Source organism: Hydrocarboniphaga sp., from assembly GCF_028291725.1.
GTDB lineage: Bacteria > Pseudomonadota > Gammaproteobacteria > Nevskiales > Nevskiaceae > Hydrocarboniphaga.
On sequence record NZ_JAQGNT010000051.1, the window covers coordinates 106802 to 132228 of the forward strand.

21 protein-coding genes are annotated in these 25427 nt (G+C 65.5%); 12 read left to right on the top strand and 9 right to left on the bottom strand.

Annotated features, from left to right (window positions below; all coding sequences use genetic code 11):
* Positions 1-65: 65 nt before the first annotated feature.
* The 3 genes from JWQ90_RS14590 to JWQ90_RS14600 form a co-directional block, all read right to left on the bottom strand.
* Positions 66-593: a transposase gene (locus JWQ90_RS14590; RefSeq protein WP_299695489.1), complete on the bottom strand. Its 528-nt coding sequence runs from the start codon at positions 591-593 to the stop codon at positions 66-68.
* Between the two features lie 254 nt (positions 594-847).
* A complete protein-coding gene (locus JWQ90_RS14595) occupies positions 848-2323 on the bottom strand; it encodes a substrate-binding domain-containing protein (RefSeq protein ID WP_299695490.1) in 1476 nt (491 codons plus the stop codon).
* 156 nt (positions 2324-2479) lie between these two features.
* Positions 2480-4513 carry a tetratricopeptide repeat protein gene (locus tag JWQ90_RS14600; RefSeq protein ID WP_299695492.1) on the bottom strand — a complete coding sequence of 678 codons (2034 nt, stop codon included), beginning with the start codon at positions 4511-4513 and terminating at the stop codon, positions 2480-2482.
* 428 nt (positions 4514-4941) lie between these two features.
* Here JWQ90_RS14600 and JWQ90_RS14605 point away from each other — a divergent pair, with 428 nt between their 5' ends.
* The 8 genes from JWQ90_RS14605 (at position 4942) to JWQ90_RS14640 (ending at position 14397) form a co-directional block, all read left to right on the top strand.
* The gene (locus JWQ90_RS14605) at positions 4942-6546 is read left to right on the top strand and encodes a ShlB/FhaC/HecB family hemolysin secretion/activation protein (RefSeq protein ID WP_299695494.1); all 1605 of its coding nucleotides are present in this window, start codon (positions 4942-4944) and stop codon (positions 6544-6546) included.
* A 20-nt stretch (positions 6547-6566) separates the two neighbouring features.
* A complete protein-coding gene (locus JWQ90_RS14610; protein WP_299695496.1) occupies positions 6567-8438 on the top strand; it encodes a DUF2341 domain-containing protein in 1872 nt (623 codons plus the stop codon).
* A 21-nt stretch (positions 8439-8459) separates the two neighbouring features.
* Positions 8460-8861 (top strand): biopolymer transporter ExbD, encoded by a 402-nt coding sequence (locus tag JWQ90_RS14615; protein WP_299695498.1) that lies wholly within the window; start codon positions 8460-8462, stop codon positions 8859-8861.
* Between the two features lie 10 nt (positions 8862-8871).
* On the top strand, positions 8872-9555 hold the full coding sequence (locus tag JWQ90_RS14620) for an energy transducer TonB (protein WP_299695500.1): 684 nt from the start codon (positions 8872-8874) through the stop codon (positions 9553-9555).
* A gap of 152 nt (positions 9556-9707) precedes the next feature.
* Positions 9708-11474 (top strand): putative porin, encoded by a 1767-nt coding sequence (locus JWQ90_RS14625; protein WP_299695502.1) that lies wholly within the window; start codon positions 9708-9710, stop codon positions 11472-11474.
* Positions 11475-11631: 157 nt separating this feature from the next.
* Positions 11632-12276: a hypothetical protein gene (locus JWQ90_RS14630; protein WP_299695504.1), complete on the top strand. Its 645-nt coding sequence runs from the start codon at positions 11632-11634 to the stop codon at positions 12274-12276.
* A complete protein-coding gene (locus tag JWQ90_RS14635) occupies positions 12273-12707 on the top strand; it encodes a YbjN domain-containing protein (protein WP_299695506.1) in 435 nt (144 codons plus the stop codon). The genes JWQ90_RS14630 and JWQ90_RS14635 overlap by 4 nt, the downstream gene beginning before the upstream one ends.
* A 22-nt stretch (positions 12708-12729) precedes the next feature.
* Positions 12730-14397: a tetratricopeptide repeat protein gene (locus JWQ90_RS14640; protein WP_299695508.1), complete on the top strand. Its 1668-nt coding sequence runs from the start codon at positions 12730-12732 to the stop codon at positions 14395-14397.
* Between the two features lie 107 nt (positions 14398-14504).
* Here the strand turns inward: JWQ90_RS14640 and JWQ90_RS14645 are convergent, their stop codons facing one another.
* A complete protein-coding gene (locus JWQ90_RS14645; protein ID WP_299695510.1) occupies positions 14505-15638 on the bottom strand; it encodes a hypothetical protein in 1134 nt (377 codons plus the stop codon).
* Positions 15639-15944: 306 nt separating this feature from the next.
* Here JWQ90_RS14645 and JWQ90_RS14650 point away from each other — a divergent pair, with 306 nt between their 5' ends.
* The 3 genes from JWQ90_RS14650 (at position 15945) to JWQ90_RS14660 (ending at position 19027) form a co-directional block, all read left to right on the top strand.
* A complete protein-coding gene (locus JWQ90_RS14650) occupies positions 15945-16535 on the top strand; it encodes a S24 family peptidase (RefSeq protein WP_299695512.1) in 591 nt (196 codons plus the stop codon).
* A gap of 103 nt (positions 16536-16638) precedes the next feature.
* Entirely contained in the window at positions 16639-18660 is a 2022-nt protein-coding gene (locus JWQ90_RS14655) for a helicase C-terminal domain-containing protein (RefSeq protein WP_299695513.1), read from the top strand.
* A gap of 160 nt (positions 18661-18820) precedes the next feature.
* A complete protein-coding gene (locus tag JWQ90_RS14660) occupies positions 18821-19027 on the top strand; it encodes a hypothetical protein (RefSeq protein ID WP_299695515.1) in 207 nt (68 codons plus the stop codon).
* A 29-nt stretch (positions 19028-19056) separates the two neighbouring features.
* Here the strand turns inward: JWQ90_RS14660 and JWQ90_RS14665 are convergent, their stop codons facing one another.
* A complete protein-coding gene (locus JWQ90_RS14665; protein WP_299695517.1) occupies positions 19057-19338 on the bottom strand; it encodes a hypothetical protein in 282 nt (93 codons plus the stop codon).
* Positions 19339-19436: 98 nt separating this feature from the next.
* On the opposite strand from JWQ90_RS14665, the gene JWQ90_RS14670 reads away from it, so the two are divergent.
* The gene (locus JWQ90_RS14670) at positions 19437-20162 is read left to right on the top strand and encodes an RNA pseudouridine synthase (protein WP_299695519.1); all 726 of its coding nucleotides are present in this window, start codon (positions 19437-19439) and stop codon (positions 20160-20162) included.
* Positions 20163-20291: 129 nt separating this feature from the next.
* On the opposite strand, the gene JWQ90_RS14675 is transcribed toward JWQ90_RS14670, so the two are convergent.
* From JWQ90_RS14675 to JWQ90_RS14690, 4 genes are all read right to left on the bottom strand, one after another.
* Positions 20292-21053, bottom strand: a complete 762-nt coding sequence (locus JWQ90_RS14675; RefSeq protein WP_299695521.1) for a hypothetical protein — start codon at positions 21051-21053, stop codon at positions 20292-20294.
* Positions 21054-21111: 58 nt separating this feature from the next.
* A complete protein-coding gene (locus JWQ90_RS14680) occupies positions 21112-21906 on the bottom strand; it encodes an ADYC domain-containing protein (protein ID WP_299695523.1) in 795 nt (264 codons plus the stop codon).
* 94 nt (positions 21907-22000) lie between these two features.
* A complete protein-coding gene (locus tag JWQ90_RS14685; RefSeq protein ID WP_299695525.1) occupies positions 22001-22285 on the bottom strand; it encodes a hypothetical protein in 285 nt (94 codons plus the stop codon).
* 241 nt (positions 22286-22526) lie between these two features.
* A complete protein-coding gene (locus JWQ90_RS14690) occupies positions 22527-25295 on the bottom strand; it encodes a winged helix-turn-helix domain-containing protein (protein ID WP_299695527.1) in 2769 nt (922 codons plus the stop codon).
* Between the last annotated feature and the right edge of the window lie 132 nt (positions 25296-25427).

Here is a 25427-nt window from a genome sequence, read left to right on the forward strand (position 1 = left end):
CTGACCCGCCGTTTTTGACCCGCCCGAACGCCGCCACACCCCGTAGGGCGGGTCAAGACCCGCCGCTACTCCAAATCCAAACCCTGCACCTCGTCCCCCGCTGCCCAATTCTCCGGGTAAAGCCCCGCCGCCACCCAGCGACGGAAACTCGAATAAGGCCAGTCCGCAGCCCTTGCGGCATGCCCATGCTTGACCGGGTTGTAGTGGATGTAGTCCGCATGCGCCGCGTAGTCGCGCTCGTCTCGGATCGCGTGCTCCCAGAACCGACGCTGCCAGATGCCGCGTTCTTGCTTCAGCTGCCGCCGCGCGGACAGCGGCTCGCCTGCATCCAGGCTCCGCGAGAACGCGGCCTTGATCAGCCGCCAACGTGTCGAGTAGTCGGCGTCGCCGGCCGGCAGCGTCCAGATGCAATGCAGATGGTCGGGGAGTACAACGATCGCGTCGACCGTAAAAGGCCGTTTGCGGCGTACCTGGTGAAAGCTTGCGCGCAGCGTATCGGCGTGATCGGTCAGCAGCGAGCGCCGGCGTTCCAGCAGCGCAACCGTGAAGAAGAAGCTCCCGCCGGGGACATGAGTGCGAACGTAATGCGGCATGCCCGCAATATGCCGCGGCAGGCGCGCACGCGCCGTGACGCCCATCAAAAAAACGTGACGGCCATCAAAAAAAGTAGGGCGGGTCGCGACCCGCCGTTCCCCCTCAGGCACGCACCGACTCCCGACCCAAAACGGCGGGTCATGACCCGCCCTACGGATTACCCAATAAAAAACCCTCCCATATCGCTACGGGAGGGTTAATGTCAAAGCTCGGCAACCCGGTTCCGCCTCGCGGCGAAACCGGGCTTTGCTGCCTAGTTGGTGCAGGCGTCGACGCGGGCCTGGTCCAGCGTTACCAGACCGCCGCTCAGCGGCTTGGCCTGGATCGCCGTCAGATAGGCAAAACCGGTCTTGGCTCCGACCGTGTTCACCGATCCGCCCTGGTTGGAACGCAGCGCAAAGTTGTACGGCGAGCCGAGCAGGGCGCGCATGTCGTCCGCGCTGCCGTTGAGCGCGTAGTTGCCCAGCAGGTAGGTGACCGCAACGATCGGGTAGGACGAGTAGCCGCTGGTCGGAGAACCGGCGGTTACGTAGGGCGAAGTCGCGTAGGCGCCGGGATGGACGATGAACACGCAGTTGTGGTTCGGCGCCTGTGTGGTGTTCAGCGCGGTGGGAAGGCCGATCGGGCGGCCGAAGGATGCGTTGTTGCTCTGCAGCGCGCGGTCGGTGTAAGTGCCGTTGTAGGTGTTGCCATCCTTGTCGCTGAAGGTCTTCGGCACCGTGAATGCGATCTTGTTGCTGGTGCCGCTGCTGTACAGCGCGGTGTTGCGGGCGGTGTCGGTGCCGTCCAGCGGGTTGAGTTCCGCAGCGGTGTCGACGGCGGCGATCTGCACTGGCTTGAAGGTGGTGGAGCCGATCGCGACGGCATTCGCCGCCTCGACATAGCCGAAGGCGCCGTCGGTGGCATCAACCACCGACGCGACGCCCGGGTTGCCGCTGGCAGCGATCGCATTGGCCGGAACGACGCCGCCGGGGAACGCGCTGGCGAAGGTGCTCTGCACCGAGAAGTTGCTGGCGACCGGGAACGGCAGCGTCGAGGCGACCGGAGCCAGGGTCTGTGCCAGTGCGGCATCCGAGCAAACCCAGTTCAAGTGGTTGCTGAAGCCGAAGGAGGTGCCGCTGCTGTCGGAACGATAGACCAGCTTGATCGGCTTGCCCTGGTAGGCGGTGCCGTTCGGCTTGGCCAGCTGGCTCCAGTTGGTGATCTTGCCGGCGAATACATTGCAGACTTCGGCTTCGGTCAAGTACACCGTGCTGAGGCCGGTGCCCGGCGTATTCGCGATCACCGAGATTGAACCGGCGATCGACGGGAACTGGGTCATTTGCTCATGCGAGGCCTTGTTGGTGATGAAGGCGTTGAAGTCGCCGGTGCCGGCGGGTGCATCGGAGGCGGCATAGTCAGCGTCGATGCTGGGCGCAGAGAAGCCGTTGGTGCCGTTGACGAAGGCGTCGGTGAACGTGGCCGGGCAGGGGCGGCTGGCGTCGGTGTTGCCGTTGGTGCCGGCCAGCACGCTGCGGCCGGTACCGGAACCGGTCTGGCAGTAGCTCTGCGTGGTGAACGGCAGGGCTTCATAGAACAGCGAACCCGGTGCCGGGGCTGACAGGCGCGGGCCGTTGGCGGTGCTGGACGCGCTGCTGCCGGAGTAGGCCTTGGCCGGCAGGGTTGCGCCGCCGCCGCCGATGTCGGCCATCGCAACCGGTGAAAGGAAAGCCGCGGCCATCATGGCCATGGCGCTGCGTTTAAAGGTAATCGTGAGCACTGGGAACCCCCTGCAGAGATGAAGAAATATCGACGGATCGTTGGCGTTGGCGGCGAACGACATAAGCGCCAAGCGCGGCGAACCTAGCAGGGTGTAGTTGCAGGCAAATGACGGTTTTGCGCTGAGCTAATGCCTTTGCGCCGCAGTCGCGGCCCAATCCCCAAGCGCGGCCAGAACTTGGTCCAGCGGACCGCTCCAGTTGCCGATCTCCGATTGCCGGAACAGACGCAGCGCGCCCGGATACCAGAGCGAATCGCTGCGCTGGAGCTGCCAGCGCCAGTCGATATTGACCGGCAGCAGCAGCCAGCACGGCGTCGCCAGCGCGCCAGCCAGATGGGCGATCGCGGTATCGACGCAGATCACCAGGTCGAGCTGCTGCACGATCGCCGCGGTATCGGCGAAGTCGCGGATCTGCGAACCCAGATCGAGCAGGGGCTGCGACGCGGGCGGCGCGGCGGCCTCGTCTTCGCCCTGGCCTTTCTGCAGGCTGATGAACTGGATACCGGGCACGCTCCACAGCGGTGCCAGCGCCGCCAGCCCGGGCAGGGAGCGGTTGAGGTCGTTCTTGTGGTTCTTGCTGCCTTTCCAGACCAGGCCGACACGCAAGCCGCGCGGCGGCAACTGATCTTTCCACTGATCGAGTCGCTCGCTCGGCGCCTTCAAATAAGGCAACTGCGCCGGAATATTGTCGATGCCCGTGCCGCAGTGCAGCGGCAGGCTCATCACGTAGCTCCAGTAGTCGTAGGCGTCGCGGCGCTGCTTGAGGCGATGTTTGAATTGCAGGAAGCTCATCACCTCGTCCACCGCCTGCAGACTTCCGAACAGCTCGATCAGCGGCTCATGGGTCACCAGGGCAACATGCACTGCGCCGCGCGCCTTCAGCAGCGCCGCATATCGGCAGAACTGGATCTGGTCGCCGAAACCTTGCTCGGGCCAGATCAGGATCGAGCGCCCGCTCAGATCCTGGCCGGTCCATCGCGGCGTATCGGTATCCGGTGGCCGCTGGAAAGGGTCGGAACGCTCGGGTGCGTAGCGCCCTTCGTACAGGGCGAAGCCCTCTTCGTAGCGGCCCAAGGTCAGCAGAAACGCGCCGAACACCATCCGGCTCAGTGCGGCGTCGCGCGGTTTGGCGATCGCCTGGCGGAACCAGTGCTCGGCCTGCTCGTAGTCGCCGCCGCGGGCCAGCGAGTGCGCCATCGCGCCGAACCCAAGCGCGCTGGAGGGATGGATCGCCATCGCTTTTTCAAACCAGCCTCTTGCTTCCTCGCTGCGCCCCTGTTCGTCGAGCAGTTCGCCCATCGAGATATGCGCGCTGAGACTGTCGGCGTCGATCGCCAGTGCTGTGTTCAACGCGGCTTCCGCTTCACCCAGGCGCCCGCGATCCTTCATCAGCAGCGCCAGATTCACCTGCGCGACGGCGCTGCGGATGTTGCCGGACTGCGAGAAATAGCGGTCCGCCTCGTCGCGACGGTTCTGGCGCATCAGCACGCCGCCGAGATTGCGCATCGCCTCGCGGTTGTCGGGCTGGCGATCGAGCGCGCCACGGAAGCAGGCCTCGGCCTCGTCGATGCGCTGCAGGTTGCTCAGCACGACGCCAAGATTGACCCGGGCGTCGACCCTGAGCGGATCCACCGCGAGTGCCTGGCGATAGGCCGGCTCGGCCTCGGCGTAACGCCGCTGCTGCGCCAGCAGCACGCCGAGGTTGTAGCCCGCCTGCTCGTGCCGCGGCTCGAGTTCCAGCGCGCGTTTGTAAGTCTGCTCCGCTTCCGCCGCGCGGCCGGCCTTGGCCAGCACCACGCCGAAATTGAAGTGCACGATCGCCAGGCGCCCGTCGATCGCGAGCGCACGCCGGCACAGCGCCTCGGCTTCCTCGAGCCGCGACAGTTCGGCCAGCAGCATCGCCAGGTTGGAGTGGAACAGCGGGTTGCGCGGCTCGGCGATCAGCGCCTGGCGCCAGGCGTGTTCGGCCCGCGCCGCATCACCCAGGCGCAGCGCGCAGGCGGCGAGCAGGTTCCACAGCGCGCCATTGCGCGGCGCCAGCTTCAGGCCCTTGCCGATGACCTCGATGGCGGCGGCGAACTGCTGTTCTCCGAACAGCGCGAGCGCTTGGTCCAGCAGTTCGAAGGCCGGTGGCCTGTGGATTTTCTTGCTCTTGATCATGCCGACGGCCGCACCGGGTCTTCCTGCCTGACTTGATGAACCTCTGCACGCGGGCGCGCAGCGTGTAGGTTGGGGTGAGCGCAGCGAACCCCAACGATCACCGCCAGCGCCGCGACTATGTTGGGGTTCGCTGCGCTCACCCCAACCTACACACTATTGGGCCTGCCGCAGATTGCAGATCCGTGACGACTTCGCGTCGCCTTACATCAAGTTGTCATCTGCCGCGGCCATGCTGTTATCCAGCCGCGGGGGGATTCACTGCGGCCGATGCTCCGCAGACACAGGGTTGTGCTGCTTCGAGCGCTTTGCAGCCGTCGCAATCCGTTGAAAATTGTGTCGATCGACGGGTTGGTGGACGTCGGGATTAGGCGCCATTCGGCTTGTGATCGCGGCCGCGCCGGTCCGCCTTTGCCTTTCGGGAAATGCCGTTGAGTGGGGAACTCTATTCTTTAGCAGGCGCCGTGCTGCTGGCCGGCGCCTGCGGCTACGCCTACGCGGCCGAGCCGGTGCCTGCCGGCCCGGTGCCGGCTGCGCAGAGCGCGCCGCCATCTGCACCGCCGCAGCTGGACATCATGGAATTCGTCGTCGATGGCAACTCGGTGCTGCCCGACGCGGTGATTGTCGACACGCTCAACGCCTATCTCGGCCCGGGCCGCTCGCCGCAGGACGTCGACCGCGCTCGCGAAGCGCTGGAGAATGTCTATCGCGAGCGCGGCTACAAGACCGTGTCGGTTTCGATCCCTAAACAGACCGTGCGCGACGGCTCGGTGCAGCTGCTGGTGACCGAGGGCCGCGTCGCGCATCTGAATGTGGTCGGCAGCCGCTATCACTCGCTGGATACGGTCCGCGAACAGGCGCCGTCGTTGGCCGAAGGCACGGTTCCGGATTTCGACGCGGTCAAGCACGACATCGTTGCGCTGAACCAGCAGCCGGATCGCCGCGTGACCCCGGCATTGAAGGCCGGCGCGACGCCGGGCACCGTCGACATCGATCTCGCCGTCAGCGACGACCTGCCGGTGCACGGCATGCTCGAACTCAACAACCGTCGCAGTGCTGGCACCAGCACGCTGCGCAGCGTCGCCTCGCTGTCCTACGACAATCTCTGGCAGCAGGGCCACAGCCTGTCGCTGTCGTACCAGACCGCGCCGCAGCAAACCGACGACGCGAAAGTGATGTTCGGCTCCTACCTCGCGCGCTTTCACGACAGCCCCTTCAGCCTGCTGATCAATGCGCTGAAGTCCGACAGCGACGTCGCCACCGTCGGCGGCATCAACGTGCTCGGCAAGGGCAGCACCGTCGGCGTGCGCGGCCTGTGGACCTTGCCCGGCGACGAGGAGCTGTACCAGTCGTTCTCGGCTGGCGTCGACTACAAGCACTATCACACCAGCGTGCTGCTCGGAACCGACACCATCGAAACGCCGCTGGATTATTACCCCTTCAGCCTGGCCTACAACAACATCTGGCACCGGCCGGGTGTGCTGCTCGCCAGCGATCTGACGATGACCTTCGCGTCGATGAGACTCGGCAGCGATTCCGATGAGTTGGAGATCAACCGCACGTTCACGCGCGGTCAGCAGTTCTCACTGCGCGGCGGCGTGTCGTACACCGCCAGCCTGCCGCTGGGCATGGAGACCTTCATGCGCACCGACGGCCAATGGACCGATCAGCCGCTGGTCACCAACGAGCAGTATTCGGCCGGCGGCGCCGATACCGTGCGCGGCTACTACGAAGCCGAATCAGTCGGCGATTACGGTCTGTCGCAGATCGTAGAACTGCGCAGCCCTTCGCTGGCGAACAGCTGGCTCGATCAGCTGCAGGTGTTCGTATTCTTCGACGACGCCGTGCTGAAAATGCGTCGCGCGACGCCGGGCACGCCGGTGACCAGCGCGCTGTTGAGTAGCGGCGCCGGCGTCAACTTCAAGCTGCTATCCACGATCACCGGCAGCGTCGACTGGGCGATCGCGCTCGACGGCGGGCCGTATACGCAAAACGGTGATAGCCGCGTGCTGTTCCGTGTCCAAGGTTCCTTTTGAGCTTGCATATGAGCATGACCATGAATCGCAATCTTGCTGCTTCCAAATTCTTGTCCCGCCGCCGTGGTCTGCGCGCCCTGATCATGCTGTTCGCCGCCTTCAGCTTGGCGCCGACCTCGGCCTTCGCCTGGTGGAGCCACGACTGGGCGTATCGCAAGCCGATCACGCTCGACCCCGCCGTGGTCGGCGCCGAGGCGAGCGGCGTGCCGGTGCTGATCCGCCTGCACGAAGGCGTGTTCCGCTTTGCCGACGCAGCGCCGGAAGGCGCCGATCTGCGCTTCATCGCAGGCGACGACAAGACGCCGCTGAAGTATCACATCGAGCGCTACGACGAGGTATTCAACCTGGCTTTCGTCTGGGTGCAGGTGCCGCATCTGAAGCCGGGTGAGCCCGCCGCAATCCCAGCTGCAATTTGGATGTACTACGGCAACCCGAAAGCCGCCGACGAGAGCGATCCGCGCGGTACTTACGACGCCTACCAGACCCTGGTCTGGCACTTGTCTGAGCGCGGCAAGCCGGCATCCGATGCCAGCGGCAACGGCAACAACGGCACCGCGGATTTCGCGTCGGTCGACAGCGGCCTGATCGGTGGTGCGGCGCGCGTCGATCTCGCCGCGATCGCGCTGCCGGCAACGCCCGGTCTGGCGCTGGCGGCGAATGCCGAGGCGACCTGGTCGTTGTGGGTGAAAGCCGGAACGGCCGAGGCCGACGGTGTGATCTATTCGCAGCGTGACGGCGAGGCCGCGGTGCGGCTCGCGCTGGCGCACGGCGTGCCCTACGTCGCGATCACCGGCGCGGCCGGCGAAGCCGCGCACATCAGCGCGACCACCGCGCTGGACAGCGAGCACTGGCATCACCTGGCGATCACCGCCGCGCACGGCAAGGCCACGCTGTATGTCGACGGTGCGGAGGCGGGCAGCGGTGACGCCGCGATCCCGGCGCTGGGCAGCGCTGCGGTGCTCGGCGGCGACAGCGCCACGACGCTCGCGTCCGCGTTCAACGGCCAGGTCGACGAGCTGGAGATTTCCAAGCTGGCGCGCGCTCCGGCACTGATCAAACTCGCGGCCGTGAACCAGGGCATCGAGGACAAGCTGGTGGCTTTCGGTGCCGACGAAGTGGCCTCATCGTGGAGCACCGGTTACGTCGGCATCATCATGGGCTCGGTCACGCTGGATGGCTGGGTCATCATCGGCATCCTGATGCTGATGATGCTGGTCAGCTGGGTGGTCATGGCGCGCAAGGGCGCGCAGATCGGCCGCATCGGCAGGGCCAACCAGCAGTTCCTGGCGTTGTACCGCGCAACCGGCAACGACTTCGCCGCGCTGCATCACATCGTTGATGGCACCGCGGCGGTTGCCGGCACGGATCTCACCGAAAAACAGCGCGTGCTGATGAAGCAGTCGCCGCTGCTGCACATGTTCAATGTTGGCGTCGAGGAGCTGCACTCGCGGCTCAGCGGTGAAGGCCGCGACGGCATGCCCAGGGGCGTGCTGTCGTCGCAGTCGATCCATGCGATCCGCGCGACCATCGATTCGAGCCTGATCCGCGAGCAGCAGTCGCTGAGCGCGCAGATGGTGCTGCTGACGATTGCGATTTCCGGCGGCCCCTTCATCGGCCTGCTCGGTACCGTGGTCGGCGTGATGATCACCTTCGCCGGCGTCGCCGCGGCGGGCGAGGTCAACGTCAACGCGATCGCACCGGGTATTTCCGCGGCACTGGCGGCGACCGTTGCCGGCATGGCGGTCGCGATCCCGGCGCTGTTTGGCTACAACTACCTGATCACGCGCATCAAGGAAGTTTCCGCCGAGATGCACGTCTTCGTCGACGCCTTCATCACGCGCATGGCCGAGAACTACGACAAACCTTCGTCGCTGCGCGCGATGGCCGATTAAGCCTGGAGCCGGGAGCCCGCCATGCAAATGCAGGAAGACAAGGCCTACGACGAAATCAACATCACGCCGATGCTGGATCTCGCCTACGTGCTGCTGGTGATCTTCATCATCATGACCACGGCGGCGGTGCAGGGCGTCAAGGTCAATCTGCCGAAAGCCAGCAATCAGCCGAGCCTGGCCAAGCCCAAGACCGTGGCGATCACGATCGCCAACGACGGCAAGATCTTCATGGACGCGGTGCCGGTGACGATGGCCGAGCTGTCCGAGCGGCTGCAAGTGAAAAAATCGCAGGTGCCCGATCTGCCGGTGGTGGTGCGCGGCGATGCGCAGACGCAGTACAGCAACGTCGTCGACGTGCTCGCGCTGCTGTCCGAGCTCGACATCACCCAGATCGGCCTGGTCACGCAGCGCCTGGTGAAGTGACGCCGCCGCAATGAGCGAACCGCAAGACCCGCCGCGCAACAAATGGCAGCGCCTCGCCTGGCTGCTGGGATCGCTGCTGGTCGTGGCGCTGCTCGGCTGGGGCATGTGGAAGCTCGCCACCGGCAGCAAGCAGCAGCCACGCAAGACCGTGGCCCAGGTCACGCAGCTGCAACTGATCAAGATGCCGCCTCCACCGCCGCCTCCGCCTCCGCCGCCCAAGCAGAAGATCGAGGAAGTGCAGAAACCGCAGCCCGAATTCAAGACGGTGACGCCGGACAACCGTCCGCCTTCGCCGAAAGCCGAAGCACCGCCGGGCCCGCCGGCGCTGGATGCTCAGGGCGACGGCCCCGGCGATGCCTTCGGGCTTCAAGGCCGGCCCGGCGGCAGTGATTTCGGTGGCGGCGGCGGTGGTGGCGGTGGCAGTGCCTGGGGCTGGTACGCGACCCTGCTGCAGCAGCGCGTGCAGGAGGCGGTGCAGAAACAGCGGCGCTTCAAGGGCGTGCGCTTCACCGCGACCTTGCAGGTCTGGCTGAGTGCCGACGGCACGCCGACGCGGGTGGAACTGCTGAAGTCGACCGGCAAGCCGGAGATCGATCAGGCGCTGCGCGAATCGGTGAGCCAGATGACGCGGCCGCCGGAACTGCCGCCGAAAGATCTGCCGCAGCCGGCGCTGGTGCGGGTGGCCTCGCAGTGAACGCTGAACAACCCGCGCCCTTGCCGACACGCCGGCAGCGCAACGAAGTAGGTCGGCAATCCCTTGCCGACGTGAGGCCTCGATTGCGCATCGACGGACCACGTCGGCAAGGGATTGCCGACCTACGGAATTATTTTGTGGAGAACGCATCGATGACTTTGCATTCGCGCCGCCGCCCATCGCGGGCCCTGCTCGCTGTGCCGCTGACCTTGCTCGCGGCCGCCGCGGCGGTTCACGGCCGCCCGGCACTTGCCCAGGACCTGCCCGAGCCGCCGCCGGAACCCGCCGCCGCCGCGCCCAAGGAGACGGTGACCGAAGAGCTGATCCGGATGCTGCAGAACAGCAAGGTACTGTCCAGCGAAGACGCCGAGCGCCTGATCGGACGGCTGCGCGCCGAGCAGGCGCCGGCCGCTACCACGGCCGCAGTGCCGGCCGAACCCAAGGGCCGCGTGCGCGTGCCCTACATCCCGGAATCGGAGAAGCAGAAAATCCGCGATGAGATCAAGGACGGCATGATCGAGACCGCGAAGCTCGAGAACTGGGCGCAGCCGAACACGTTCCCGGACTGGGTCAAGCGCGTCAAGATCGGCGGCGATATCCGCTTGCGCGAAGAGTTCGATTTTCTGGATTCGTCGAACGATCCCTTCCTGATCAATTTCCAGAGTATCAACAGCGGCTCGCCGTACAACGTCGGCACGCCGTTGGCGAATCAAGTGTCGCCGCCGCTGATCAACACCACCGAAGATCGCGAAGCCTTCCGCGTGCGCGCGCGCATCGATCTCAGCGGCACGATCAGCGACGAGGTGAAGTCGGTGTTCCGCTTCACCACCGGCAACAACACCAACCCGGTGTCGACCAACCAGACGCTGGGCAATGACTTCAACAAGCTCAGCTTCGTCATCGACCGCGCGTACCTGACCTACAAGCCCGAGGATCTGCCACTGGCGGGCCTGGTGATGTGGGGCGGCCGCATGCCGAGCCCGTTCCAGGGTACCGAGCTGAGCTGGGACGAGGATCTGAACTTCGATGGTCTGGCCGCAACCTACAAGGCGAGAGCCGGCGGTGGTGTCTGGCCGTTCCTGACGCTGGGCGGATTCTCGGTGCAGAACACGGTCTTCGACTTCCCGGCCACCGACGCCAACAAGGCGGCCTCGCGCGACCGCTGGCTGCTCGCCGCGCAACTCGGCGCCGACTGGACGATACAGCCCGAGATGGTGCTGAGCGGCGCGGTCGCGTACTACGACTACATCGATCTCGAAGGCAAGACGTCCTCGGACTGCCTGGCGCCGACCACTTCGTTCTCCTGCGACACCGACGACAGCCGTCCGGGATTCATACAGAAGGGCAATACGCTGTACGCAATTCGCCAGCTGCAGCTCGCGGCCGCCGGCGACCCGGAATACCAGTACTTTGGCCTGGCGACGCCTTATCGCCCGCTCGATGCGAACATCCGCTTCGACTGGGCGGTGGCCGGTCCGGTCCATCTGATGTTCGACGCCGACTACGTGCGCAACCTGGCCTACGACGAGAACGAAGTGCTCGGCAAGGTTCCGGTCAACAACTACGAGCCGGGCCTGGATACCAACAACGATAAGGTCGAGGATGTCGCCGGCGCCTACAAAGGCGGCGACACCGGCTATCTCGTGCAGCTGCGTGTCGGTTATCCGATCATTCGCCAGCGCGGCGAATGGAGCATCGGCGGCGGTTACCGGCGCATCGAGTCCGACGCGGTGGTCGATGCGTTCACCGATTCCGACTTCCATCTCGGCGGCACCAATGCCAAGGGCTTCGTGCTTGGCGGCAGCTATGGCATCAGCAAGAACACCTGGTTCACCGCACGCTACTTCAGCGCCAGCGAAGTCAGCGGACCGCCGGTATCGATCGACGTGATGCAGCTGGATTTGAACGCGCGGTTTTAGTAGTGCGACACATTAATTTGGAACTGTCATTCCCGCGAAAGCGGGAATCCAGGGTTCGCAGATGAGCTCTCGACAGTTCTGGATTTCCGCTTTCGCGGGAATGACGGTAGGTGATGAATGTTTCGTTGCACTGTGTCACGACACTAGCGAGGTCACCATGAGCATCATCGTCAAACCCCTCGTTGCACTGCTGCTGTGCGGCATCGTGCTGCCGGCCAGCGCGCAGACCGCGCCGGACACGCGGCTGCGCGATCAGCTGCGCCAGACCACCACGCAGCTGCGCGCGCTGGAGGACGAGAACGCCAGCCTGAAAGCGCGCAACGAAAGCCTGACCCAGCAACTGGCGCAGCGTCCTGAAGCGCCGGCGGCCGCAGCCAAGCCCGTGGACGACGCCGAGCTGCGCGGCCTGCGCGCGAAGCTGCAGCAGGAAAAAGCGCATTCCACTGAGATCGAGCAGAAGCTGGGCACGGTTGAGCCGATACTCGCGCGCTGGAAGCAGTCCTATGAGCAGGTCGTGACGCTGGCGAAAACGCGCGACGCCGATGCCAAACGTTTCGAGTCCGACTACCAGCAGGCGCATGCTGCGCAACAGGCCTGCGTCGCCGACAACATCAGCCTGGTCAACATCGGCAACGAACTGGTCAAGCAGTATCGCGACAAGGGACTGTGGTCGACGATGCGTGACAAGGAGCCGCTGACCGGCATCTCCAAAATACAGTTCGAAAAGCTGGCGCAGGACTATCACGGCCGCATTGTCGATGCGAGCGTGCCGGCCGCCGCCATCGAGGAAAAAGTACAGTGAGTCTGCAGAATACCGTCACGCCGGAAGCGATCGCAGAAGCGCTGCGCAGAACCGGCTATCGCGCGACACTATCGGAACACCAGGGCCGGCCGCAGGTGCGCAGCGCCGCCCAGGGCATCGGCTTCTTCGTCGCGTTCGGCGGTGCCGATACTGCGGCCGCCACGAACTATGTCGATTTCGCGTTCCATTGCTGGATCAACATCGAAGGCGAACTGCGCCCGGGCCTGATCGACAGCTGGAACCAGACGCGCCGCTTCGCGCGCCTGTTCCGCCAAGGCGCGCTGATGGTGCTGACGATGGATGTGCTGGTGGCCGGCGGTGTCGACGACGATCACCTGAGTGCCCAGTGCGAACTCTGGGATCGGGTGATTCAGGACTTCATCCGTCATCTCAAGCAGGAGCCCGCCACAGCAACCGTCGCTGCGCGCTGAGGCTTGCGCGTCACCGCCGCCCATGACCGGGCTTTCGAGCGAATCCGGCGGCCATCTATCGCGATTGCTGGCCGCGGGACGCCACTCGGAAGCTTTGGCCTCGGCGCGCGCCCGATTGAGTGCCAGCCCGCTCGACGGCGAGGCCCTGGCAATTGCCGGCGCCGCTTTGCTGAGACTGCAGCAGCTTCAGGACGCCGACGTGATGCTCCACCGGGCCCTGGCCGTCTGCGGCGCCAACGCATGGCTTTATGTGCAACTCGGCATTTTGTATGCGAGCACGCATCGCCATGACCAGGCCGAAACCTGGTTCCGTTCTGCAGTCACACTCAATCCAGGCAATCCAGACGCCCCCCACAACCTGGGTGTGCTGATGCTCGAACTGGGACGGCTCGGCGCAGCGCGGGAGGCCTTGGAGGCCGCACAGCGGCTCAACCCCGATCACGCGCCGACCCTGTTCAATCTGGGCTTGCTGGAGGCGCGAAGCGAACGTTTCGCCGAGGCGGAGCAGTGTTTCCGCCGGGCGATTCGGTTGCAGCCTTCGTTCGCGCTGGCGCACTTCAATCTGGCGACGGCGCTGGTGCATCGTGGACGGGCGCGTGACGCCGAACGGGCTTTTCACGATGCCCTTCGTTGCGATCCGCAACACCTGGCTTCCTTGAGATCACTGGCGACTCTGCTGGCCGACCGCGGAGCCGATGCCGAAGCCGAGCGTCATTTGCGGCAGGCACTCAAAATCGTTCCGGACGAGCTGGCCATTCGCTTCGATCTGGGCAGTCTCCTATTGCGGCAGGGGCGTTATGTCGATGGATGGCCGTACTACGAGTCGCGCGAATCGCCGATGCCCGCGCCCGTGATTACGCATCGAACTGACGCGCGCCTTTGGCAAGGCGAGCCTCTTGCCGGTCAATCCCTGCTAGTGGTCTGCGACCAGGGCTACGGCGATCAGATCCAGTTCGCCCGTTATCTGCCTGGCCTCAAGGAGCGGGGAGCGGGGCGCCTGTCGCTGATCGGGCCTGCAGTCCTGGCGCCTCTGCTGAGCACGATCGAAGGCGTGGACGAGTTCATCCCCGCCGAGGCCGAGGGCCACCAAGGGCTGTACGAACGCTGGTGTTTTCTCGGAAGCCTGCCATTGCGGTTCGGCACGACGCTGGCCTCCATTCCCGCGAAAGTCCCTTATCTGACACCCGACCCGGAGCGGCTGCGGCAATGGGCGCCGCGGCTGCCCGGCGCGGGCTTTCGCGTAGGCCTGGTCTGGAAAGGCAGTGCTCTGCATCGCAACGATCGGTTCCGATCGCTGCCGCATTTCGACACGCTGAAGCCTCTGCTCGGAATCCCCGGGCTTTCGTTGGTCAGCCTGCAGAAGGGCCAGGCTGAGACGGAAATGCGGGGGCATCAGGGCGTGGCTGATCTGGGTACGCAGATGCTCGATTTCGGCGATGCCGCTGCGCTGCTTGCTCAGCTGGATCTGCTGATCACCGTCGACACGGCGATGGCGCATCTTGCGGGTGCGATCGGCACGCCTTGCTGGGTGCTGTTGCCTGCCCGCAATACCGATTGGCGGTGGTTGCGCGAGCGCGAGGACACGCCGTGGTATCCGAACTCGCTGCGCCTATTCCGGCAACAGCGCTTTGAGGATTGGGGGGCGGTGGTCGGGCGCGTCGTCGCTGCGCTGAATTTGCATCAGCCTTAGGCCATGACGCGGTGTAGGGCGGGTCGTGACCCGCCGGCGTCAAGCCCGAGCAAAAGCGGCGGGTCACGACCCGCCCTACGGCCCGCGCAAGGTTCATGGAGAGTGACTCAATGCCGAAGCAGCGCCAGCACGATCTCGGCCACGATCAGCACCACGATCGCCAGTTCCATCAACTCGCCGCGCGCGCCGGACGATTCGTCGTATAGCGCCGTATAGGTATCGCGGATGATCGACAGTTTGCGATCCACCGCGGCGCTGACGTTGGGTACGCGGAACAGATCGAGCGCGGCGCTGTAGATGCGCGCCAGGTACACGTCTTCGGTGACCTGCAGCGCGTTGTCGACTTTCTCGGTGAGTTCGGTGACTTCCGCGACTAGCGTATAGAGCCGGCGCGCCAGATGAGCGAAACGCCGCGGCGCGAGCACGCCGATCGAGCCGCGGGTTTCTTCGACCAGATCGTTCATGCGCGGCAGCTCGTCGTCGAGCAGCTCGTCGTAGTAGCGCATTTCCAGCAGCTGCGCATTGGCGACTTCGAGCACGTCGGCCACATCGGAGTCGCCACGCGGTTCGTAGATGAAGGCGCGGTCCCAGGTCAGCACCACCAGATCGTCTTCGTAGTACGAGTAGCGCTGGCGCATCAGATCGCGTCGCGCGCCTTCGGACAGCGTGCGCCGCTCGCCGGACAGCATCGGCACCAGATCGACGCGATCCAGCAGCTCGTTCGCGGTCAGCGTCTCGTCGAAGCGATGCACGATGCCGAGCAGGTAGTCTTCCTGGATCGTCGAGGTGCTCGGCCGCGTCAGCGCCGATGCGATCAGCGGCCGCACGTGCTCGAGCAGGCCGTGCCAGATCGTCGGGCTGGCCGCCGCGCCGAGCACGGCGTTGACCGCTTCGATCCGCTCGTTGAACTCGCCCCAGGCGCAGCCTTCGATCGGAATGCGCACGGAGAAGGCGACGACGCCGAAATCGTAGAGCCGCGCGCTGACCTGTGCCTGCACGCCGCGGTCCTGCAGTTGCAGCAGCATCGGAGCCAGCGGCAGCAGCACCGGCGGCACGTCGAAGGCGATCGCCTTGGCTGGCGAGCCGCTGAGCTGGCTGCGACGGCTGCCGGCGCTCTGCGTATGCCGCGCCCAGGCCGATTCGGCCGCGGCGAGATCGATCGCGTAGGCGATGTCGAACAGCCGCAAAGCGACGATGGAGCCGGCTTCGACGCTCAGTTCCCTGCCGTTGTTTCGGAGCATCGATCGTCCCTGATCCGGCGCCGCCATCGACGCCCATCCGCGCATGCTAGGCGATCGTCTGCCGTCACCGGGCGGCAACGCGGAGGTCTTATGCTGCAGGGTTGTCGCGCCAGCCTCAGGCGTTCTTCAGATACCCGGCTTTCAACCTGAAGCTCACTTTGCTGATCTTGCAGACGGGGCGTGAGCGCGGCTCGTCGGCAAAAGAGCGCGGCATCTTGCGGTTCGGGGGGCTCGCCACGCCGGGCGAGTTGACGCGGGCGCCGGCATTTCTGATTATGGTCACAGTAATCAAAACCGAGTTGTGTTATGCCCAAAGGCGGATTCCGTCCCGGCGCCGGGCGCCCCGCCGGCACCGGCAGCCGCTATCCCGGCGAGAGCACCCGCACGCTGCGCGTGCCCGAGAACGCGATGCCGGCGATCGTCAGCTACCTCAGCAGCTACCGCCTGCAGCTGCTGGCCGCGCAGCTGCCGTCCGAAGCAGCCATGATCGACCCACCCGAGATGCTGCTCGGCGAGGTCAGCGTGCGCGTGCCGGCCGGCGCGGCGATGCCGGCGGACGATGACCTCGACTTCGGCGTCGATCTGAACCGGCTGCTGGTCCGGCGCGCCGACAAGACCCGGATCTTCACCGTCGAGGGCGATTCGATGGACCTGGCCGGCATCGGCGAGGGTGACAAGCTGATCGTCGATTGCGGCCTGGAAGCGCGCGACGGCGACATCGTCATCGCGATCATCCTGGCCGACGGCCATACCGTGAAGCGGCTGTCGACCAAGGGGCCGCGGCCGAAGCTGGTGCCGGAATCGTCCAACCCGATCCACCAGGTCCGCGAGATCCAGGACGAGGATGAGTGGATGGTCTGGGGCGTCGTCACCGGCCTGATCAAGCGCTTCCGCTAAGCGTTTCCCTTAAGCGAGTTCGCGCCGTGACTTCACTCAGCCGCACCCATGATCAGCGTCTGCGCTCGATGTATCGCTCGCTGGTCGATCCCGCGCCGCTGTTATGACGACGGCCGTCACCACGACGGTCGCGGTGCGCGAGCTCTGCGAGTTCACCGCCAAGCGCGGCGATCTGGATCTGCGCTTCACGCCGTCGCCGACCTCGCAGGAGGGCATCGCCGGCCACAAGCTGGTCACCGGCCGCCGCGGTGCCGGCTATCAGCGGGAAATCAGCCTGGAGACGCAATACAAAAGCTTGCGCACCCGCGGCCGCGCCGACGGCATGCGCGTCCATCCCGAAATCGTGCTGGAGGAGATCAAGACGCATCGCGGCGCGCTGGAGCGCATGCCCGACAATCATCGCCATCTGCACTGGGCGCAGCTCAAGGTCTACGGCGCGCAGCTCTGTGCCGAGCGCAAGCTCAGCGAGGCGCGGCTCAGCCTGATCTATTTCGATGTCGACAAGAAAAGCGAAACGCCGCTGACCGAAACTTTCACGGCCGCGACGCTGCAGGCGTTCTATGCCGAGCAATGCGAAACCTATCTGCAATGGGATGCCTTGCAGCAGGCGCAGCTGAAGCAGGCCGGCGAGCCGCTGCCGCTGCGTGTGCTCGAGCTGGTGGCGCGCGACAAGGCCTGCGTGCATCGCGAGAAAGCCTGTCATGGCGCATCCTGTCCGCTGGCGAAAGGCTTCTACGATCGTCTCGCGCCGGCGCGCGAAGACGCACTCACTCGCTACACGCTGGATCAGACATCGGTCCGCGACATCGCGCTGCGCCACGACGTCTGCCCGTATTACCTGGCGCAGGATCTGGTGCGCTGGGTCGATGTCGTCATCGGCGACTACAACTACTACTTCGACGCCAGCGCCTTGCTGCACAGCCTGACCGTACTCAACCAGTGGCGGGTCGCAGTGCTGGTCGACGAGGCACACAACCTGGTCGAGCGCGGCCGCGCGATGTACTCGGCGGAGCTGGTCGAGCAGGACCTGCCTCAGGTCAAAGGCTCTACACATCGCCCGACGGCGCGGGCGCTCGACCATCTGGCCAGCGACTGGCGCCGCTACAGCGAGCAGCAGAGAGCCGAGTACGCGGAGCATCCGATGCCGCCGCAAGTGCTGATCGACCGCCTGACGCAGACTGTCGCGGCGCTCGGCGAGTACTACACCGAGCATCCGGACGCCGGCCCGCCGCATCTGCGGCGCTTCTACTTCGACGCGCTGCATTTTCTGGAGCTGGCGGAAAATTTCGGCCCGCATTCGGTCTGCGATCTGCGGGTCGAGCGGCATCCGCACATGGGCCAGACCAACTCGATCGTTTCGATCCGCAACGTGGTGCCGGCCCGCTACCTGGCGCCGCGCTTGCGCGACGCCACCAGTGCGGTGCTGTTCTCGGCCACCGTCAATCCGCCGCATTACTACATGAGCCTGCTCGGCATGCCCGAGGACACGGCCTGGCTCGACGTGCCCTCGCCTTTCGCGTCCAGCCAGATCGAGCTGCACATCGCGACTTCGATCTCAACGCGCTATCGCGACCGCGCCCGATCGGCCGCGCCGATCGCCGACCTGATCGCCGCGCAATACGCAAAAAAGCCCGGAAATTACCTGGCATTCTTCAGCAGCTACGACTATCTGCAGCAGATCGCCGACGCGCTTGCCGAGCGCCATCCGCGGCTGTCGACACATCCGCAGAAATCCGGCATGAGCGAGCTCGAGCAGAGCGGCTTTCTGGCGCGCTTCACCGACGCCAGCCAGCTCGTTGGGCTCGCGGTGCTCGGCGGCGCGTTTGCCGAAGGCGTGGACTTGCCCGGCAGCCGCCTGATCGGCGCCTTCGTCGCGACGCTGGGCCTGCCGCAGTTCAATCCGGTCAACGAAGTCATGCGCGTCCGGCTTGGCGAAATCTTCGGTTCCGAATCGGCTTACGACTACGCCTATCTGTATCCGGGCTTGCAGAAAGTGGTGCAGGCTGCGGGCCGCGTGATCCGTTCACCCGAGGACCGCGGCACGATTCACCTGATCGACGACCGCTACACGCAGCGCCGCGTACGCGAGGTGCTGCCGAGCTGGTGGGGCGGATTGCACCTGTAGCAGTCGAGTTTGCCGTAGGTCGGCAATCCCTTGCCGACGTCAGGCCTCGGTTGCGCATCGAAGCGACACGTCGGCAAAGGATCGCCGACCTACGGCTGAAACGTTCAGTGAAACCTGTAGCCAGAGAGCGTAGTCTGACGCCAAGGGCATCGAGTCCGAAATGAAAAATACCGAGGAGATCGACATGAGCACAGGTACCGACCTGCCGCAGGATCCGAAACCGAGCCCGCCGAAGAAGCCTGTCATCCAGAAGCAGACCGACTCGTTTAGTGGCAAGGACCAACTCCGCAACCAGCGTTCGCCGGCCGATCTCGAAAGAGAAGAAGCCAACGGCCAGCAGCCCTCGGGCTGGACCACGAAGATGTAGTGGCTGATGTAGGGGCGGCGCTGGTTCGTCTACCCGCTGACCGGTTCGCGCAAGGACGCCAGGGACAGCAGGAAAGCGAGCAGCGCACAAGCCGCGATGCCGGTGATCATCGGCATCGCGGTTCCGTTGGCGAAGTGCCAGGTGATACCCATCAGCAGCGCACCGCAGACCAGTTGCATCGAACCCATCAGCGACGAGGCGGTGTCGGCGATATCGCCGTGGTTTTCGAATGCCAGGACCGACGCGATCGGCAGGCCGAGCACCAGACCGTTGCGCAGGAAATGCCGGCTCGCGTGGGCGGTGGTTTGCATCGATGAAGCTCCAATAGCGGACTGCGGTTGATCGTGTAAAAGCGCGAGGCCTGCGACGTACCCGCCTACAATGGGCATCACCAGCCGTAGAGCAAGCCATGTCCGAACCTGTCCGCCTCGCCAAAACCGTTGTCGCGCTGACCTCGTGCTCGCGCCGCGAGGCGGAGCTGTACATCGAGGGTGGCTGGGTGACGGTGAACGGGCAGGTGATTGAGGAGCCGCAACATATGATCACTGACCAGAAGGTCGAGCTGCTGCCGGATGCAAAGCCCGAGCCGATCGACCTGGTCACGATCGTGATGCACAAACCCGAGGGCTACGATTCCGACGAAGGCGACAAGCCGGCGTGGAAGCTGCTGTCGCCGGAATCGCGCGTGACCGAGCACACCGACCCGGCCGTGCGCACCTTGCGCCGCCACTTCGCGCGGCTGACGGTGCCGATGCGCCTGGCGCCGAACGCGAGCGGCCTGCTGGTGCTGACGCAGAATTTTCAGGTGGTCAAGAAACTCACCGAAGACGCCAGCAAGATCGAGCAGGAATACGTCGTCGATGTCACTGGCACGATCGCCGAAGGCGGCATGGAGCAGCTCAATCTCGGCATCACCGCCAACGGCTGGCGCTTGCCGGGCTGCAAGGTCAGCTGGCAGAGCGAGCAGCGCCTGCGCTTCGCCGCCAAGGATATCCGCGCCGCGCAGATCGAAAGCATGTGCGAGGCGGTCGGCCTCAAGACCAGCGTGATCAAGCGCATCCGCATCGGCCAGATCGCAATGTCCAAATTGCAGCCGGGGCAGTGGCGCTATCTGCCGGGTTTCAAGCGCTTCTAGGGAACCCCTGCGCAGGTCGAGGGCCGCTCCTACAGGCCTCAAGCACCGGTGATACGCGACTGTAGGAGCGGTCCTTGACCGCGATTGAGACTTCAAGGCCTACGCAATGCTGTTCCCCTCAGTAGTACCTCAGTAATACTGCACCTCACCGACCGTGAGGTCGTAGCCCCAGGCATGCGAGCCGACGGCCGCAGAAATCCCCAAAGGCAGAAAGCCGTCGCCGGTCTGGATCACGGTGCCGACGGCGTTCATGCCCTGTTGCGCGGTGTAGATCGCATCGAAGCTGGCAACTAGCACGCCGTTCGGCATGTAGTACGCGCGCGTGCGGCCGCCACCGAAGTCCGTCGGCAAGCCGACTGCGGTGATGTGCATTGCGACCCGGCTGCTGGCGCTCTTGGCGATCACTTTGCCGATATGGGCGAGCGGCAACTGGGCCAGCTTGATATCGACGCTCCCCGGCTGGATCAGATCGGTGATACCCCAGGACTCGAACGTCGCCAGCGTCTGCTGGCCGTTGGTGTAGCCGCCCAGCGCGACCGCGTAGGTGCCGATCTCGGGGATCGTCAGTTCCGCGGGCGGCTTGACCAGCGCAAAGGCCAGCATCTCCTGCTCCGGACCGCCGCCATCGACCGACTCGCAGCTCGAAGTGCTGACATGGATCGCGGCCAGCAGCGAGTCGCCGGCCGGCGTGGTGTAGACGAAGCCCGGCGCCAGCGGCGGCATCAGGATCGCCGGTACGATCAGCAGCGCGGTCTGCTCTGAGCAGCCGCGGTAATCCAGCTGGTCTGCTAAAGAGGGCGCCGTGTTCGGTTCGGCAGCGGCGGCGATGCCGGCGCATGCGGACAGCGCGAGGATCAGGATAGAGGCGCGGGTCGTTTGCAATGTGTTCATCGGATTTCCCCCCAAGGATTGCGTGTGTAAGTGTGAATGAATCGAGCTTCCGCTACAGCTACAGCCTGGATCGATTGAACAGCAGCGCTCCCAAGCGGGCTGCCGATGCCTCGCTGCAGGTCTGCGGTGGCGGCAACTGTGGATAGGCTTTGAGCAGTGCCGCGGTCGTGATCACATCGCTCCAGCGCGTATGCGCCACGCATACCGCGCCGCCCGGCGCCCAGCCGGCCTCGAACGCAAACTTCGGATCAGCCAGCGATTCCGGCGACTGGATGCCGATATAGTCGTAGACGTCGATGTCGGTGCCGTTCTTGGTATGCGGCGTGTCATCGCCTGCATAGTCCGCGCGCACCATGTGCACGCAGGCTGCGTGGTACGGCGTGAGATCTTCCCCATGCGGCCCCTTGGCCCAGGGCTTGTAGCCAAAGCGCACGCACTTGCCGACCGCGCCGGACGAGCAGGTCAGCGTGATCGCGCCTTCACGCCCGGGATGATGTTCCGGCAGCGAGATCGGGAAGCCCCAGGTCTCGCCATAGAAATTGGGCTGGCAGGCCGGCTTCCACTCGCCGTGCTCGTCCTGCACCTGGAACTCGTGGCGCAGGATGTCGGAGTCTTTCGGGTCCGGCGTGATCGCGGCCAGCTTGATCGAGGCGATCTGCCCGCCCTCGACCGCCATGTGCACGACCGCGCCCTGCATCTGCACGCCCTTGAGCACGCGGCCGTTCGCGAGTTTGAGCACGAAGGCGGTGTGCTCGGCTGCCAGATCCGGCGCGGACACGGTCTGTGGCGGCGCGGCATCCACCGTGAAAGCCAGCATCAGGGCACAGCCGCACAACCAAGATTTGAAGAACATCGAAAAGCTCCGGCGGGTTCGCGTGGACCGACCAAAATAATGGCGCCGGACCGAGGGATCGGAACCGGCGCCATGATGAGGTCGCGGTGCAGGCTTAGCGGGCGGCCGTGTCCGGCGGCAGGGTCACGGCAACCGGCGTGCCGGCGGCGACGCCGGTCGCGGCGGTGCCGTTGAAGGTGATGCCATTGAAGGTGATGCCATTCAAGTTCATGCCATTGACGGTGAAGCCATTGAAGGTGATGCCATTCAAGTTCATGCCATTGACGGTGAAGCCGTTGAGCATGAGGCCGTTGAGATAGACGCCGGCATGGGCAGGGACGGTGACGAAGGCGGACGAGGCGAGGCAGAGGGCGGCGGCGAGGGTCTTAAAGGATTTCATGGCGATACTCCGTTGCAGGTGTGAGAGGTGGTTTAGCGCCGGAAGGCCCGGCGACGGAGTGACAATGAACTTCGCCCTCCAGAACATCCTCGCAATCACCAAACATCATTCAAACGTCTTTCACACTTCGATGAACGTGATATCGATCATGGGCTTAGCTCGTAGGGCGAAATAGCCGCAAGGCGTATTCCGCCTTCCGTGATTCTGCTGGCAACGGCGGGTTACGCTTCGCTAACCCGCCCTACGGTCCGGCTGCGGCGAGCGCGGCCTGGGCCTTGCGGGTTCGCCAATCGACCGCGCCCAGGGCGTCCAGCAGGATCGGATGCGCGGACACCAGCAGGGCGCGCGCCTCATCGTGCCGTCCGCGCTGCCAGAGGAAGTCGCCGAGCAGATACTGGTCCCAGCCCAGCAGCCACTCGCCCTTGTTGAACAGCGTGCTCGCCTCGGCAAGGTTCTGCCGCAGCAGGCGCTCGGCGGCGGCATCGTCCTTTAGCTGCAGCTTGATGCCGGCCAGCTGCTCGCGCAGGCGCAGCGTCCAGTAGCCGCTCGGCTGCTCCTGCGGCGCGATATGCGACAGGCCGTCGGCGATCGCGGCCTCGGCCTGCGGCAGGCGGCCCATGCGAACCAGCGTCAGCGCGAGTTCATTGATGAGGCTTACGCGGTAGCCGGGCGTCGCTTCCGGCGTTCTCAGCGCAATGTCCAGACAGTCCTGCAGTTCGGCCAGGGCGGCGGCCGCATTGCCGATCTCGAGATTGGCGTGCGCACGGACCATGCGGCTGCTCAGTAGCAGGCGGTGTTCGGGGCCGTACATGCGCTTGGCGAAGTCGACTCCCTGATCCAGCGCGGCCCTGACACCCGCCGCCTCGCCACCGTAGGCCAGCGCACGATTGCGCAGAGTGAAGGCCTGGAAGAGCCAGAGGTTGTCGTCGCTATAGAGCCGGAGGATGCCCTGATAGGCGGGCTCCAGCACCGGTATCGCCTCGGCGTAGCGTTCGTTGCGAATCAGGGTGGTGCCATAGAACACCTGCGCATGCAGCGTCGCCAGGCTGTCCGGGCCGAAGCTCGCCAGCGTGTCCAGATAGAAGGTCCGGCTGACCTCGCTACAGCGCGAGACCGCGTCGTGGCGGTATTGCTGGAGACAGCCGGCAACGACCAGCAGGCCTTCGGCGTCTTTGCCGATCGCCATGTTCGGCCAGCCCGCCTCTTTTTCGGCCTCGACGATGCGCCGGGACCAGCGGATCGCGTTGGCGTAGTCCAGCATCATGTTCAGGTACATGTTGCGTATCGTCAGCCGTGCGAGCTGTGTCTCAGTGGCAGCGGCGCCGATCTGCGCCGTGAGATCCCGCTCCGCCGCCGACATCAGCTCCTCGGCCTGCTCGGTCTGCCCGATCGCGGCATAGGCGCCGCCGATCACGCGTTCCAGCGTTGCCCGCGCGCGCGGCTGGTCCTTGAACGCGGTATCGAGCTGCTGCTGTGCGTGGTCGAGCACCTCGCGCATGCTTATTTCATGACGCCCGGTAAAGATCGGGTTGGCGGCACTGAGCAGGTCGTCGGTGAGGAAGGCGGTGACCGCGTTGGCGCGCGCGGCTTCGCTGAGCGTCTGCCTTTGCGCCTGCGTGGATCGCCACAGCAGATACGAGGTCGCGGCGAGGCCGATCACCAGCGTCGCCGCCAGCGCCTGCCACAGACTGCGCCGGGCGCGGGCGCGGTCCACCGTGGCCTTGAGCCGTTCTGCTTCCTGCCGTGCCGCGTGCTCGCGTGACCGCTGTTCGCGTCGCGTCGGCAGCGAGCGCAGGCGCTCGGCGAGTTCGGCGGCGTCGCCCAGCCGGTGCTGCGGATCGCCGGCCGCAGCGGCGCCGATGTCCTCGATCAGCAGCGGGTCCGCAACCCGCAGCTCCCAGCCCGGCGCCAGCGGCCGACGCAGGTCGCCGACGACGAGCTGGTAGAGGATCACGCCGAGTGCGTAGACATCCGAGCGGATGGTCGGCGGCTGGCCGGCGAGCAGTTCCGGCGCCAGGTACAGCGGAGTTCCGCTGGTGCCGTCGACGAGCACGGTCTGGGTGAAGCCGAGCTGGGCGATTTTCAGCGAGCCCAGCCGGCTGCGGTCGATCAGGCGTGCGCTGCCGAAGTCCGACAGCCGCAGCTGCAGGGCGCCGTCGCGGGTGGCGCGGTGCAGCAGCAGGTTGGACGGTTTCAGATCCTTGTGCAGCACGCCGACGGAATGCGCGGCCGCGAGCGCCGTGGCGGCCTGGGCGAGCAGATCGAGCCGTTGCTCCAGCGGCATCGCGGTGATGCCGCCGTTGGCGTCGGCCCAGTCGCTGAGGCTGCCTTCGTTGCAATGATCGATGGCGATGAAGTACGGCGCCTCGTCCAGGTTCCAGTCGAGCACGCGGACGAAATCGGCACGCTCGCCGAGGCTTTCGCGCATCAGGCGCGACAGGGTGATTTCGCGCTTGAGCGCGCTGAGCGCGGTGCGATCACGCGCGAACTTGAAGACGCGAGCGTCCTGCGTCGCCGATTCGGTGGCGAGCCAGGCATCGCCGCCGCCACCGGCGCCGAGGCGTTTGCGCAGCAGCCAGCTGGATCGAAACGGCACGGCGTCGCCGTCGTGGAAGTCCAGCGCCGGCCCGGGTGGCGGCATCGCGGCGGCGCGCGCATCCTCGCGAATGACTTCGCCCATGAACCGATAGCCGTAGCCATAGACCGACTTGATCAGTTGCTGCACGGTCTCGTCGCCGAGCGCGGTGCGCAGCCGGCCGATCGCATTGGTCAGCGAGGCTTCGGAGACGATGCGCCCGGGCCATACCGCCTCGAACAGCTCTTCCTTGGTGACGACTTCGCCCGGATTGCGGACGAAGTACATCAGCAGCTCCAGCGGCTTGCGCGACAGCTCCGCTTTCTGCCCGGCGACGAGCAGTTCCATCGTGCGCTCGTCGAGCACGACCTCGCCGAAGCGCCAGCGCGCAGCATCTTCCCCAGCCGCGTCCTTCCGCCCCGCGGTGTTGTCCATGAATACTCCCCTGATCGGGTGATCATCAATGGCGCTCGCGGCGGCGGTCAATGGCGTGCGTCGGCGCGGTCACAGCACGGCGAGTTCGGCGAAAGCGATTTGTTAGAGTGACGCCCTTCGCGGGCCGGCCCC

Excerpts from the sequence above, each read along its gene's own strand:
- JWQ90_RS14590 (WP_299695489.1), bottom strand. The coding sequence starts at position 593 with ATGCCGCATTACGTTCGCACTCATGTCCCCGGCGGGAGCTTCTTCTTC.
- JWQ90_RS14595 (WP_299695490.1), bottom strand. The coding sequence starts at position 2,323 with ATGGCCATGATGGCCGCGGCTTTCCTTTCACCGGTTGCGATGGCCGAC.
- JWQ90_RS14600 (WP_299695492.1), bottom strand. The coding sequence starts at position 4,513 with ATGATCAAGAGCAAGAAAATCCACAGGCCACCGGCCTTCGAACTGCTG.
- JWQ90_RS14610 (WP_299695496.1), top strand. The coding sequence starts at position 6,567 with ATGAATCGCAATCTTGCTGCTTCCAAATTCTTGTCCCGCCGCCGTGGT.
- JWQ90_RS14615 (WP_299695498.1), top strand. The coding sequence starts at position 8,460 with ATGCAAATGCAGGAAGACAAGGCCTACGACGAAATCAACATCACGCCG.
- JWQ90_RS14620 (WP_299695500.1), top strand. The coding sequence starts at position 8,872 with ATGAGCGAACCGCAAGACCCGCCGCGCAACAAATGGCAGCGCCTCGCC.
- JWQ90_RS14625 (WP_299695502.1), top strand. The coding sequence starts at position 9,708 with ATGACTTTGCATTCGCGCCGCCGCCCATCGCGGGCCCTGCTCGCTGTG.
- JWQ90_RS14630 (WP_299695504.1), top strand. The coding sequence starts at position 11,632 with ATGAGCATCATCGTCAAACCCCTCGTTGCACTGCTGCTGTGCGGCATC.
- JWQ90_RS14640 (WP_299695508.1), top strand. The coding sequence starts at position 12,730 with ATGACCGGGCTTTCGAGCGAATCCGGCGGCCATCTATCGCGATTGCTG.
- JWQ90_RS14645 (WP_299695510.1), bottom strand. The coding sequence starts at position 15,638 with ATGCTCCGAAACAACGGCAGGGAACTGAGCGTCGAAGCCGGCTCCATC.
- JWQ90_RS14650 (WP_299695512.1), top strand. The coding sequence starts at position 15,945 with ATGCCCAAAGGCGGATTCCGTCCCGGCGCCGGGCGCCCCGCCGGCACC.
- JWQ90_RS14655 (WP_299695513.1), top strand. The coding sequence starts at position 16,639 with ATGACGACGGCCGTCACCACGACGGTCGCGGTGCGCGAGCTCTGCGAG.
- JWQ90_RS14660 (WP_299695515.1), top strand. The coding sequence starts at position 18,821 with ATGAAAAATACCGAGGAGATCGACATGAGCACAGGTACCGACCTGCCG.
- JWQ90_RS14665 (WP_299695517.1), bottom strand. The coding sequence starts at position 19,338 with ATGCAAACCACCGCCCACGCGAGCCGGCATTTCCTGCGCAACGGTCTG.
- JWQ90_RS14670 (WP_299695519.1), top strand. The coding sequence starts at position 19,437 with ATGTCCGAACCTGTCCGCCTCGCCAAAACCGTTGTCGCGCTGACCTCG.
- JWQ90_RS14675 (WP_299695521.1), bottom strand. The coding sequence starts at position 21,053 with ATGAACACATTGCAAACGACCCGCGCCTCTATCCTGATCCTCGCGCTG.
- JWQ90_RS14680 (WP_299695523.1), bottom strand. The coding sequence starts at position 21,906 with ATGTTCTTCAAATCTTGGTTGTGCGGCTGTGCCCTGATGCTGGCTTTC.
- JWQ90_RS14685 (WP_299695525.1), bottom strand. The coding sequence starts at position 22,285 with ATGAAATCCTTTAAGACCCTCGCCGCCGCCCTCTGCCTCGCCTCGTCC.
- JWQ90_RS14690 (WP_299695527.1), bottom strand. The coding sequence starts at position 25,295 with ATGGACAACACCGCGGGGCGGAAGGACGCGGCTGGGGAAGATGCTGCG.